This window comes from Sulfurimonas sp. (genome assembly GCF_029027585.1).
GTDB lineage: Bacteria > Campylobacterota > Campylobacteria > Campylobacterales > Sulfurimonadaceae > Sulfurimonas.
Genome location: NZ_CP093397.1, coordinates 949,055 through 961,606, shown reverse-complemented (window position 1 = coordinate 961,606; position 12,552 = coordinate 949,055). Strand labels below are relative to the sequence as shown.

Genomic DNA, 12,552 nt, shown 5'->3' with positions numbered 1-12,552 from the left:
ATGAAAAATAAAGAACCATTAATATTAGCAGTCGTTGTATTCTTTTCGCTTGTAACTTACTATTTGGTTGAGCCTTATGCTCACCATGTAATGCACAAGCATGTAGATTCTCAAAATTTCACATATTCAGATTTACCTGAGATTACAAAAACAGGAAATGCGGTAAATGGGAAAGAATTAGTAACAAATGCAGGTTGTACAGGTTGTCACTCTATAACTAAAGAAGGCATTCATGCTCCTATGGATGCAGTTATGGCAGCTGGAAGTTATGGCGTTAATCCACCAGATTTAAGTAATGTAGGTGTAATTTATGATGCTAAATTTTTAGCTGACTTGATTAAAAATCCTGCACACGCTTTAAATGTTGAACATAAATTCGATGAGGCTAAAGGTCAGATGCACCCAATGGTAGCATTTTATGGAATGGGTGGAGATATAGACCAAGAAATAGCTGATACGGTAGCTTATCTTAAGTCAATCGCTGTTAGTGAATCTGAAGTAACACCTCCTATGGCGTTTGAGAATGCTTGTGGTAGGTGTCATGCAGTCAAGTATGAAAAATGGACTCAAATAGGTACTAAACCTAGATTTAAACATGAAAAAGATTCTTTAGCTTTTGATATTAAAGTATTAGAGTATCAAGATTCACTTAAAGCTTATATGGGTAAATTACCACCAGATTTAAGTATGTACATTCGTTCTCGTTCACAACAGTACATAGAAACTTTTGTTGAAAATCCTCAAAACCATTTAGCAGGAACTTCTATGCCTCGTGTTGGTATAACAGCTGATAGTATGGATAAAATCGTTGAGTATATGTTAGATTCTGGAGATACTAAACGCCATGAAAGAGCGTCGGTTGGAATTAAAGTTATGCTTTATACTTTTATATTCGCAATCTTTGCTTTCTTATGGAAAAAACAAGTTTGGAAAGACTTACATTAATTAAATAGCAAAAGGAACTCGTTCCTTTTGCTTCGCTTCGACCGCTCTGGTCACTGAAGCTTGACTCCTTTGGAGTCAGAAATTTATTTTACTTCCGCTTGAGTTACTTTTGTGTTAAAGCACTTATCTTCGTCATTGCGAGGAACGAAGCAATCTAAACATTTAGACTGCTACGCTCGGAGTGACAATCGATATCAATTTTTTACTTTTTTTCTACAACCACTAAAGTTCCACTTATTAAATCATGTAAACTTCTTCTATCTTTTCTATAAAACGAAACAAGCAAACCTAAAACAGTAGTAGCAGTAAATAAAAATGCTACAAATCTTAACATAGCTCTAAAAAAACTAATGTACTCACCAGTTTTTGCATTAACTACTTTTAAATCATAGGCTTTTTTACCAGGAGTTTGTCCAAGTTTTGTTAAAAATATACTGTATACAATTCCATAAGTAAGAGTTCCAAGAAATGGAGCAAACTCAGATGCTTGAAGTGCATCTTTACCACTTACAATGACATAAGTAACTACAAACATAATTGGCATATAAATCATAAACATATCAGTTATAAAGGCTTTTATTCTATTTACAACTCTAGCATGTGTGTATTTTGGCTTGATTTGGTCAGTATTTTGTTTATTTTTATTTTTAATATTTCTAAATCTCATAAGATGATTATAGCAAATAAGGTGTTTATTTTGTATTAGACTTTTTGTATGATAATATTTGGAAGTTAGTAATATAGCGAAAAACTACAAATAATGAATGACAATTCATGAATAAATAGCGAAATACTCCTAAAAAGTAAACAAATAGCAAATAATACATATAATTTCAACTTAATTTAAAAAATGTCCTTGTATAATAAACCCTAGAAGCTACTATCACTTTTTTATCAAAGTCTTAGTGCTGAATAAAACAGGAGAATTAATATGAAAAAAACTTTAGTTTCTTTAGCGGCAGCGTCGCTAATCGTTACATCTGCAATGGCTGCAGATAAGGGTATAGATATCGTTACAACTGGTCAAGCGGTTGTTTATTATGAGACAGGTTCAGATAATGGAACTGATGGTAAAAAACTTTTCGATAGCTCTACTGATAATGGTGCTTCAACTGGAAATGTTGGTGTTCAGTTGAATTTAGATGCTGACCTTAAAAATAACTTTACTTTTGGTTCTCAACTTACTTACTTAGGTACTATGGGTTTAGAAAAAAATCTTGTAAATGGTGTTAAGCAAGGTGGTGGTGTAACAACTTCAAGTAATGATGCTCAAAACCAAATAGCATTAACAAAAATCTTTGTTGCTAAAAAACTTGGTAAGACTACTGCTAAAATAGGTCGTCAAGAGCTTCCTAAATCACTTTCTCCTTTTGCTTTCTCAGAAGGTTGGAATGTATTTAAAAATACTTTTGATGCTATCTTAGTTGTTAATAGTGATATTCCAGATACTACTTTAGTTGGTGCATATGTAGCAGGTGGTAACAGATCTACAGATATTAACACTCTTGGTAATATTAATGCTAATGCAAATACTGGTACAGTAGGTGGAAATACTACACTTGCTGTTCAAGGTACTGCTTACATGGTTACTGTAGCAAATAAGTCTATTCCTATGACTGCTATTACACTTTCATATTACAACTTAGCTAAAGTAGCTGCTTTAGATCTTGGTAATAATGGTGCAACAGCTCTATGGGCAGATGTAAAAGTAGCTGGAAAAGATTTACCTCTTGGACTTAAGTTTGGTCTTCAAGCTGGACAAATAAGTGGTGGTAAACTATCTTCTGTAGATGTTGCTACAACATCTGCTATGGGTATTAAAGTTGGTTTAAAACCAATGGATTCTTTATCTTTTTGTTTAGCTTATACATCAGTTGATGGTGATGATAATAAAGCAAATCATGTTCTTAAAAATACTGGTGGTATAAAAACTCCTTTATACACTCAAATGGTATATAATCAAGATGCAATTGCTTTAGATGCAAATACTTTTATGGTTAAAGGTGTTTATAACACTGGGGACTACGGTAAAATCATTGCTCAGTATGCTGCTACTTCTGCTGGTAAATCTAATCTTATGAATAATACGGCTGGTAACAAAGAGACTGACTATGGTGAGTTTGATTTAATTTATAAAGTTAAAGCTGGTGGTATTCAATACTTCGCAGCATGGGTTAACCGTGCATGGTCAGAAAAAGCTACTGTAGCAAAGCGTGAGTATGATTCACAAAATAAAATTCGTGTTTGGGCTCGTTACAACTTCTAATAAGCACTTAGCTTAATAGACGCGATTTATCGCAAAACTTTATTCTCACGCTTTGCGTGGGAATACCTTCTTACATTAATTTTACTCAAAACTCTTTATGGTATAATTGTTAAATGGCACAAATAGATGAAATAAGAGAAGAACTCAATTATTTAAAAGTATGGTTAAGCATTATAGTTATCACTACTATTAGTTTAATGCTTGGTTGATTAATAATTATGAAACAGCAACAACTATAAAAGTTGTTAGCGGACTTATCTCTATTATTTCATTGACTATTTCTGTTATTATTATTGACAAAAAAATAAAAAATAAAATAAAAAGCTTAAAGGATTTATAATGGAACTTATTGTTATAGCAACTATTGCTTTTTTTATTGGGACTATAGTTTATATTGGTACAAATGCAGGTGAAATAACTAGCTAAGCTTAATTTTACTCAAAACTCTTTATGATATAATCTATTTTATATTAAACAAAAGAGAAACTTATGAAAATCACAAAAATTTTACTACTGTTAATCACCCTTCTGTTAGTTAGTGCTTGTGGAAATAAAACACCTTTCAAAGAGCAAAAAGTGCTTGAAAAAGCTGCATTAGTTTATATATATGCAAATGTAGAAATAAGATCAGACGATGGAAGTAGTGATCCAGAGTATAGTATTCGTATTAATAATAAACCATATATGCAAAGACTAAAAGAGGGTGAATATATTGTCTTAAACCTAAAACCTCAAGCTATGACTATTTCAGCTACAAAAAAACAGATATCTGAAAAAGTATTAAAAATGAACTTTAAAGAAGGAAAAACATATTATCTTAAAATAAGTTCTTCAGAAGATGGTATTGTTAATTTTGAACAAATAAATAATTCTATTGGTTCAAAAGAGATAACTAAAACAGGGCTTGCAGGTTCTTCGGAAGAATCTAGTGAAAATATCATTACAGAATTTGTAAACCCTAAAGAAAAAGAATCTATGGAAGTTAAAGCTGCTGTAGCACCTGCTGTTGTCCCTGTTACAACTCCACAGAAAGTAACTCTTCCTCCTGCGGTATCTTCTCCTCAAGTTTCAAAAACAGATGAAATTATGAAGGCTTTCGAGATGAAAGAAAAAGGTATAGTTACTGATGAAGAGTTCAAAGCTTTAAAAATAAATATATTAAACAAGTAGATAGATGCTAATAGATTCTTATGACAGAGTAGTTGATTATTTAAGAGTTTCAGTAACAGAACGATGTAACTTTAGATGCCAGTACTGTATGCCAGAAAAACCATTTTCATGGGTTCCTAAAGAGAATCTTCTTAATTTTGAAGAACTTTTTGAGTTTATGAAGATAGCAATAGATGAAGGCGTAAAGAAAATTCGCATAACAGGTGGAGAACCACTTTTACGAGAGGATTTAGATAAGTTTATAAATATGATTTATACTTATAAGCCTAGTATAGACTTAGCAATGACTACAAATGCCTATCTCTTAAAAGGAACTGCACAAAAGTTAAAAGATGCAGGACTCAAACGCATAAATGTAAGCATAGATACACTAAAACCTGAAGTAGCTAAAGATATAGCACAAAAAGATGTTTTAAAAAATGTTTTGCAAGGCGTTGAAGAAGCACTAAAAGTTGGACTAAAAGTTAAAGTAAATATGGTTCCGATGAAAAATGTAAATGCAGATGAAATCATTGATGTTTTAGAGTATTGTAAAGAGCGTTCAATGAGCATAAGGTTTATAGAGTATATGGAAAATTCTTTTGCATCTAAAGAGATAAAAGGTTTAAAATCTGATGAGCTTTTAAATATTTTAAGAACAAAGTATGAGTTTAGTGATGATGGCTTTGATGGCTCTTCCCCTTCGCATTATTTTACTATGAAAGATGGTTATAGATTTGGAATTATAGAGCCTTATGCAGATGATTTTTGTAAACAATGTAACCGCATAAGACTTACCGCAGAAGGTAATCTTATCCCTTGTCTTTACTTTGATGAAGCTATAAGTATATCAAAAGCTATAAAAGCGGGAGATATTAAAGCAGCTGCCCAAGTACTTAGGGAAGTTGTTAGAACAAAGCCTGAAAAGAATCGCTGGGGTGGAGATGACGCGGAAGTTTCTTCTCGCGCTTTTTATGAAACTGGTGGCTAGTAGTTGCTCTATTTAGTAGAACATTTTTACTCCATTCAAGGGGAAGGGCGTTATGTTGGCGCTCCATCTGTCTTTTTTCGCTTTGGTGGATGTAATCTTAAGTGTGAAGGTTTTGGATGCAAAGAAACAGCACCAGATGGAACTTCAATACTTGGTTGCGACACAGTTTATGCAGTAAATAAAGAGCATTTTTCTAAAAACTGGATAGTTATAAATCAAGCACAAGAGCTTTTAAATATTTTAAATCTTTACGATTTGCCTTCACGACCTGTGGATATTGTATTAACAGGAGGAGAGCCTCTTTTAAATCTAAATGATAAAATATTTTTAGAATTTTTGCAAAAACTTCATAAAAAAGGTCATAGAGTTACCTTTGAAACAAATGCTACTATAAATATAAATTTTGAAAAATATCCTATCTATAAAGAGTTTATTTTTGCTTTGTCTGTAAAACTATCTAACTCAAAGGAAGAGCTACAAAAAAGAGTTAAAGGAGATGTTATTTACTCCATAGCATCAAATGCATCAGAGGCTTTTTTTAAGTTTAGCATAGATGCTGAGTCTATAACTTTAGGGCTTGAAGAAGAGATAGAAAATATTTTAATGCACTCAGCATCTACACAAGTTTACTGTATGCCTTTGGGTGGTAATAAAGAAGAAGTAGAGTTAAATACACCTGCACTTATAGAGTTTTGTAAAGCAAAAGGTTATAATTTTTCTGATAGACTTCATATAAGAATATGGGATATAAATAAAGGAGTTTAGATATATGATAATAAGAAAACTTTTTAAATTTGAAAATGCTCATATAGTTCGTGGATGCTCAACTATAAAATGCAGAAGTTCTTTGCATGGTCATTCTTATAGAGTAGAGCTTCTTTTTGAATCAAACTTTTTAGATAATGGTCAAATGGTTTATGATTTTGGACTTATGAAGCAAAATATGAAGGCTTTGATTGAGAGTTTTGATCATAGCATCGCTGTTTGGAGTGGGGATACACAAGAGTATAAAGATGACATGAAGAAACATTCCACTAGATGGGTTGAGCTTCCCGTATCTCCTTCTTGTGAGCAGTTCTCTCGAGTAATTTTTGTGATGATAGATAGACTCCTACAACTTACATCGTGTGTAAATGGCGAAAAAGAAGTTAAGTTAAACAGTATCATAGTACATGAAACACAAACGGGTTATGCTCAAGCTTTTAATCAAGATGCTTATTCAAAAGAGATGGGTTATATACAGCTTGAAGATATAATATTTTCAGATGAAGTTAAAAATGATTGGGTGGATTCTAAGCTGTGGGAGAAGATAAAAAAAGGTGAGAGTTTTTTAAATCCTAAAGAGGTTTAGTTAGTAAATCCACCATTTCTTTAGAAGTAAAACACCATCTAATAGGAATAATTTTTACACTATCTTCAGATGCGATAAAGTCAACACCTTCATCTATCATAATATAAGAGTTTGAAGAAGCCAGAGGACTAACCATTCCAGGGGCGAATTTGTTACACGCTTCAAAACTCACACCATCAAAAAACCCAGGAACTAAAGTTATTCGTCCTTTTTTAAGCTTATAGTTGGTCTTCATTTTTGTTTGAATTGTATTTATATATTTAGCTATGTTACCGCTAAGTGCTAAAATAATACTTTGAGCAAAAAGTTCAAAGTTTAAAGATGCAGCAAGAGGATTTCCAGGAAGATTTAAAACTAAAGTATCATTAATCGTACCAAAAGTCGTAGGTTTACCGGGTTTGATTTGTACTTTATCAAAATATGTTTGCATACCAAACGCACTAAAAGCCTCTTTGGTATAATCTGCATCGCCAACACTAACTCCACCTGAAGTTATGATAAGGTCGCTATTTAAAGCACTCTTGATATGCTCTTTTAAATCCTCTAAAGTGTCTTTTGCCGTTCCTATAAAATCAACCTCACATCCAAGCTCAAGTGAACGAGAAAAAAGTGCAGGTGTGTTTGTGTTGTAAAGTTGATATGCTTCAACGCTCTCAAAGTGCATCTTAAGTTCACTCCCTGAAGCAAATAGAGCGATACGAGGTTTTTTATATACTTTTACATGGCTGATACCCTGAGATGCCAAAAGAGTGATTTGGTGCGCTTGTAGTTTATCTCCACTTTTTAAAAGAATCTCACCGCTTTTAATGTCTTCGCCGCAAAGTCTTATGTGTTTTGAAGGAGTCAAAGTTTGAGGTAATTGCACTCCTCCTTGACACTCTTTTGTATCTTCAATAGGAACGATTAATTCACAGCCCTCAGGAATTTTAGCACCAGTCATAATCTTTATCGCATAATCATTTTTGAGAACTTCACTAGAGTTGTCCCCTGCAAAAATAGTATGTTCAACTTTAACGCATTTACCAGCATCTATGCTTTTTACAGTGTAACCGTCCATTGCAGAGTTATCGTAAGGAGGAAGATTATGAGTAGCTATAATATCTTGAGCTAAGATGCAACCGAGTACCGATTCTATGGGTAATATTTTCAATGATTTTTTCTTAGAATTTTTGTAGATTATTTCAAGTGCTTTTTTTATTGTAACTTCCATAACTCTTCTTTTAGTTGATTTGTTGTAGTATTCCACTATGAATGAAATGTATGATATGAGTATTGTAACACATAACTTTGGTGTTTTTGGAATTTTAGGAATGATTTTTATCCATCTTTTTATGCTCCTTAGAGCAGATGATATAAAAAAATATGCAAGATTTATGTTGCTTTTTATGCCTATTGGCATCACAACGATTGGAACAGTTATCTTTACTGGTGTTATTATGATGGCAGCAAAGCATCTAGACTTTACAATAGAAAATATTATTATGATAATTTTTGCAATAGCTTTAATAGTTTTAGAAAATAAACGCTCAAAAAGTTTGCAAAAATTAGATAAAAGGGATGCTTATTCATTAGAGTATTATAAAGCAGGTGCATATAGAATATTTGCGATGGAGATATTTTTAACCTTGTCTATCTCTATTTGGATGTGGATTTGATATATATCTTAAGTGATGAAGCTTCAAAAAATAGCTTTGTTGTTAAAGGTGAACTTCATAAGTACCTCGTAAAAGTTCGCCGTCATGCTCTTGGAGATAGGCTTGACTTTAGAAATCCAAATGAGATGAAGACTTTATATGCTTATGAGATAGTAGAGCTAGATGCTAAAAGAGTTGTATTAAGTCTAATAAGCTCTAAAGAAAAAGAAGTAAAAGCTAAAAAAAGTCTGCATCTAGCTTGGTGCGTGATAGATGCTAAGTCTATAGAAAAAGTTTTGCCAAGTTTGAGTGAGATTGGAGTAGAAAAAATCTCTTTTATATCTTGTGAGAGAAGTCAAAAAAACTTTAAGTTAGACTTTGCTAGATTTAAAAGAATCCAAGAAGCATCTGTGCAACAATCTGGAAGAAGCAGTTTTATAGAGTTTGACAGATACAAAAGTATAAAAGAGTTTATCGGTGAGTTTCCTGATACAAAAGTTTTTGATTTTTGTGAAAAAACTCTAACAGAAACAAGTGATTTTAAAAGAGTTTTAGTAGGTTGCGAGGGTGGTTTTTCTAAGAATGAGAGAGAGTTTTTAAAAACTCAAGATAGCTTTAGACTTGACACTCCTATGGTTATTCGTTCTGAGAGTGCTGTTGTTGCCGTGGCTAGTAAGATAATATTGTAAACTAAGATAAATTTCGATATAATTCGAGTTCTTAAAATCTGCACCCATACGGATTTAAAAATATATAGATATACGCATACAAATCGTGTATCAAAAGGTAAAAAAATGAAAAAAGATCTTCACCCTAATTTAGTAACTTGTACTGTAACTTGTGCATGTGGAAACAGCTTTGAAAACAAAAGCCAACAAGATATATTGCGTATTGATATTTGCAATGAATGTCACCCATTTTTCACAGGTTCTGAGAGAATGGTAGATACAGCAGGTCGTATTGAGAAATTTAACGCGCGTTACGATAAAAAATAGACAAGATATTTCTTGTTAAAACTAATTCCAACTCCGATTGGAAATATTGGCGATATATCACTTAGAGCTATCGAAGCTTTAAGTGAAGCTGATATACTACTTTGCGAAGATACTCGCGTTACAAAAAAACTCATACACATTTTAAAAGAGCGATACAACACTTCGTTTAAAGAAAATCAACAATTTATCTCTCTTCATTCACACAACGAAAAAGAGTTTTTAGAAAAACTAGAGCCTTCTTTTTTTGATGCAAATGTAGTTTATGCTTCAGATGCTGGGATGCCAGGCATTAGTGACCCAGGGCAACTTTTAGTAAAATATGCACAAGAGAATAATGTTGAGTATGATGTTTTTCCAGGGGCAAATGCACTTCTTACTGCTTTTGTAGCAAGTGGTTTTGTTCAAACAAAAATGTTGTTTTGGGGATTTATACCTCATAAAGGACAAGATAGAATATCTTCACTTCAAGGTGCTTTATATAGTGGTTTTACAACCATACTTTATGAATCCCCACATCGCTTAGAAAAACTTTTGTTAGAGATAAAAAAAGAAGATAATGAAAGAAAAATCTTTTTAGCAAAAGAGTTAACTAAAAAATTTCAAAACTATTTTTATGGAACAGCAGAGGAAATCTTGACTACTCTTGATTCAAACTTTCGTGGAGAGTGGGTTGTTGTTTTAAATGCAGATGCTACTCAAAATAGCAGTGCTGTTTCTCAGGTAGATATACTAGAACTTGACCTTCCTAAAAAAGTTCAAGCTAAACTTATATGTAAAATAACGGGCGAAAATACCAAATCTTGCTATCAAAGACTATTAAAACTTTAAAATAAACACTTTTTTAGCTAAAATAGCTCATGTTAATTTATGCTAAGCAACCAGTCAATTATATAATAAAAAATTATCCAAATAAAATCAAGATTTTGTACCTCGCAAAAGAGATAGAAAAAAAAGAATATTCAAGATTAATGAAGATGAATTTTGAAGTTAAACGCATCCCTTCAGATGCTGCAGGGAAGATGTGTAAAAATGCCATGCATCAAGGAATATTAGCCGAAGTTGATGATTATGTTCCCTTTGACGCAAGTTCTTTTTTAGATAAAAACTTTGTTTTAATATTATCAGGTTTAACTGATGTTGGAAATATTGGTGCTATTGTGAGAACGGCTTATGCTATGGGTGTAGAAGGCATCATAGTTAGTGGGATAAGAAACTTAAATCTTGAGCCTATTCTCAGAACTAGTACGGGAGCACTTTTTGATATGCCTTTAGCAATAGAGCATAATATTCACGATGTTATAAATAACCTAAAAACATCTGGGTTTTGCGTCTATGGTGCTGATATGAATGGAAATGACATAAGAGATGTTAAAGTAAAACAAAAGAGAGCTTTAGTTTTAGGTAGTGAAGGTGAAGGTTTAACTTCGAGAATTATTTCAAAGTTAGATGAAGTTGTTAGTATAAAAATGTCACATGAATTTGATTCTTTAAATGTTAGTGTGGCAGGAGCTATTTTGATGGATAGGATGAGAATATGAGTAATGGATTTGATAAGTTAAAGAGCATTGGCGCACAAAAGATACACGAACAAACGCATATAGCTAGACATAATGCTCAAGCTATTTTACATGAAAATTTTGAAAAAATGACAAAGATTCAAGCTTTAGGCTTTATATCAATCCTTGAGAGAGAGTATGGAGTAGATTTAACTTCTTTAAAAGCAAAAGCAGAAGAGTTTTTTCATGTTGAAGAGAGTGTTGAAGTTCCTGAAGTACAAAAAAATACAAAAGTTTTTGTAGCACCAACAAAGAAAAAAAACTATACTTTAGTTTATGTTGGTATAGCTTTGCTTATTTTTGTAGTAGCAGTTTTTTTCACTCTTGATTTATCATCAACAGCAGCAATCAAAACTTCATCCCACTCTATTGATAATAGCGCGATAGAGAGTGCTAGAGAGAATATCAAAGGTAATATATTTGAAGAAGAAAAAGTTGAAGATAAAAATAATACTTTAGAAGTTGTTGTACTTAAAAAAGACTCAGATGTACTTGAGGTTTTAGAGGTTGAAAAATCTTTTAAAATAATTCCAAAATCTCAACTTTGGATAGGTTATATTGACCTTGAATCTTATACAAAAAAACAAAAATTATTTAAGGGTGAGCTTGATATTGACCCAAATAAAGATTGGATTTTAACACTTGGTCATGGTTATGTTAAAGTAGTTATAAATGGAGAAGTTACAGAGTTTACAGATAAGTTAAATATCAGACTTTTGTATAAAGATTCTAAAATTTCAAAAATCAGTTTTAAAGAGTTTAAGGAGTTAAACAGAGGCAATAAATGGTAAAACTATTTTTGGCTCTTCTTTTGAGTTTATCTGCTCTTGTATCAGATGAGGTAAAAGAAGTAGATGCTCTAACACAAAAGATACAAACTTTTATAGAGCCGCAAGTTTATGAACAAAACAAAGCTTACATCAATATTTTATTTACTCCTTCATCTCAATATTATCTTGGAGAGAGAGTAGATGCTGTCAAAGTTACACAAACCCTAAAAGACAATGGTCTTTTAAATCTATTTTTTAAAAAACCAAGTGAATTAACCTTACATTTTAAAACAAGTGGTTCGCCTCTATTTTTTGTTAAAATCATGGGTGATACACTCAGAAATATAGGTTATTACAGATATGTAACTCAAGAATCAAACCTTGATAATACAGAGTTTACTTGGACAATTTCACTAATATCAGAATATGCAACAGACCCTCGAGTTTTACAAAATGAGTTAGCAAAAAGTGGATGTGTCATAGTAGATATAAATCGAGAAAAACCAACAGAGTGGACTTATGTTATAGATATGAGAAATGGACGGCTAAATGTTGAGCTTCTTGAAGAAGATATAGAGGTAAAACTAAAACGGTCACTTTACGCTAAATGGGTAGATGTTTCAAATATAAAAAAACTTCGTATAACTTCATCACCAAGGAATAGTTGGTACCCATATATCGCTTATTATGACAGTTCTATGCATCTTTTAAAAGTTATAAAAAGAGATAGAAGAAGAAGTAAAATACTTTTAAATATGAAAGAAAATACCTATTATTTAAAAATTTCTGATATCTATACTCTTAAAAATATTAGAGATGATTTAGTTCTTACACCCATTGGCTCAAGGTAAAGTTTTTTTTCGCTAAAATATCATCAATAATTTATAGGAAATAA

Annotated in this window: 15 protein-coding genes; 13 read left to right on the top strand and 2 right to left on the bottom strand. The window is 32.0% G+C overall.

What is annotated here, in order from left to right; translation table 11 throughout:
* Complete coding sequence (locus tag MOV50_RS05025; protein ID WP_321779307.1) at nucleotides 1–945, top strand: c-type cytochrome; 945 nt, start codon at nucleotides 1–3, stop codon at nucleotides 943–945.
* 202 nt (nucleotides 946–1,147) lie between these two features.
* Here the strand turns inward: MOV50_RS05025 and MOV50_RS05020 are convergent, their stop codons facing one another.
* Nucleotides 1,148–1,612, bottom strand: coding sequence for an RDD family protein (locus MOV50_RS05020; protein ID WP_321779306.1), 465 nt, complete (start codon nucleotides 1,610–1,612; stop codon nucleotides 1,148–1,150).
* A gap of 264 nt (nucleotides 1,613–1,876) precedes the next feature.
* On the opposite strand from MOV50_RS05020, the gene MOV50_RS05015 reads away from it, so the two are divergent.
* From MOV50_RS05015 to MOV50_RS04995, 5 genes are all read left to right on the top strand, one after another.
* Nucleotides 1,877–3,211 carry a hypothetical protein gene (locus tag MOV50_RS05015; protein ID WP_321779305.1) on the top strand — a complete coding sequence of 445 codons (1,335 nt, stop codon included), beginning with the start codon at nucleotides 1,877–1,879 and terminating at the stop codon, nucleotides 3,209–3,211.
* 489 nt (nucleotides 3,212–3,700) lie between these two features.
* Nucleotides 3,701–4,381 (top strand): hypothetical protein, encoded by a 681-nt coding sequence (locus MOV50_RS05010; protein ID WP_321779304.1) that lies wholly within the window; start codon nucleotides 3,701–3,703, stop codon nucleotides 4,379–4,381.
* Nucleotides 4,382–4,385: 4 nt separating this feature from the next.
* Nucleotides 4,386–5,351, top strand: coding sequence for a GTP 3',8-cyclase MoaA (gene moaA, locus MOV50_RS05005; RefSeq protein ID WP_321779303.1), 966 nt, complete (start codon nucleotides 4,386–4,388; stop codon nucleotides 5,349–5,351).
* A 3-nt stretch (nucleotides 5,352–5,354) separates the two neighbouring features.
* Nucleotides 5,355–6,116 carry a 7-carboxy-7-deazaguanine synthase QueE gene (locus MOV50_RS05000; RefSeq protein WP_321779302.1) on the top strand — a complete coding sequence of 254 codons (762 nt, stop codon included), beginning with the start codon at nucleotides 5,355–5,357 and terminating at the stop codon, nucleotides 6,114–6,116.
* Between the two features lie 4 nt (nucleotides 6,117–6,120).
* On the top strand, nucleotides 6,121–6,702 hold the full coding sequence (locus tag MOV50_RS04995; RefSeq protein ID WP_321779301.1) for a 6-pyruvoyl trahydropterin synthase family protein: 582 nt from the start codon (nucleotides 6,121–6,123) through the stop codon (nucleotides 6,700–6,702).
* Here the strand turns inward: MOV50_RS04995 and MOV50_RS04990 are convergent.
* Nucleotides 6,689–7,912 carry a molybdopterin molybdotransferase MoeA gene (locus tag MOV50_RS04990; protein ID WP_321779300.1) on the bottom strand — a complete coding sequence of 408 codons (1,224 nt, stop codon included), beginning with the start codon at nucleotides 7,910–7,912 and terminating at the stop codon, nucleotides 6,689–6,691. The genes MOV50_RS04995 and MOV50_RS04990 overlap by 14 nt on opposite strands.
* A 37-nt stretch (nucleotides 7,913–7,949) precedes the next feature.
* On the opposite strand from MOV50_RS04990, the gene MOV50_RS04985 reads away from it, so the two are divergent.
* From MOV50_RS04985 to MOV50_RS04955, 7 genes are all read left to right on the top strand, one after another.
* Nucleotides 7,950–8,357 (top strand): hypothetical protein, encoded by a 408-nt coding sequence (locus tag MOV50_RS04985; protein ID WP_321779299.1) that lies wholly within the window; start codon nucleotides 7,950–7,952, stop codon nucleotides 8,355–8,357.
* The gene (locus MOV50_RS04980) at nucleotides 8,348–9,025 is read left to right on the top strand and encodes a 16S rRNA (uracil(1498)-N(3))-methyltransferase (protein ID WP_321779298.1); all 678 of its coding nucleotides are present in this window, start codon (nucleotides 8,348–8,350) and stop codon (nucleotides 9,023–9,025) included. The genes MOV50_RS04985 and MOV50_RS04980 overlap by 10 nt, the downstream gene beginning before the upstream one ends.
* Nucleotides 9,026–9,130: 105 nt before the next feature.
* Entirely contained in the window at nucleotides 9,131–9,331 is a 201-nt protein-coding gene (gene rpmE / locus MOV50_RS04975) for a 50S ribosomal protein L31 (RefSeq protein WP_321779297.1), read from the top strand.
* Between the two features lie 12 nt (nucleotides 9,332–9,343).
* Entirely contained in the window at nucleotides 9,344–10,159 is an 816-nt protein-coding gene (gene rsmI, locus MOV50_RS04970) for a 16S rRNA (cytidine(1402)-2'-O)-methyltransferase (protein WP_321779296.1), read from the top strand.
* 29 nt (nucleotides 10,160–10,188) lie between these two features.
* The gene (rlmB, locus tag MOV50_RS04965) at nucleotides 10,189–10,869 is read left to right on the top strand and encodes a 23S rRNA (guanosine(2251)-2'-O)-methyltransferase RlmB (RefSeq protein WP_321779295.1); all 681 of its coding nucleotides are present in this window, start codon (nucleotides 10,189–10,191) and stop codon (nucleotides 10,867–10,869) included.
* Nucleotides 10,866–11,678, top strand: coding sequence for a hypothetical protein (locus MOV50_RS04960; RefSeq protein WP_321779294.1), 813 nt, complete (start codon nucleotides 10,866–10,868; stop codon nucleotides 11,676–11,678). Before rlmB ends, MOV50_RS04960 begins: the two co-directional genes overlap by 4 nt.
* Complete coding sequence (locus MOV50_RS04955; RefSeq protein WP_321779293.1) at nucleotides 11,672–12,508, top strand: hypothetical protein; 837 nt, start codon at nucleotides 11,672–11,674, stop codon at nucleotides 12,506–12,508. The genes MOV50_RS04960 and MOV50_RS04955 overlap by 7 nt, the downstream gene beginning before the upstream one ends.
* Nucleotides 12,509–12,552: the final 44 nt, after the last annotated feature.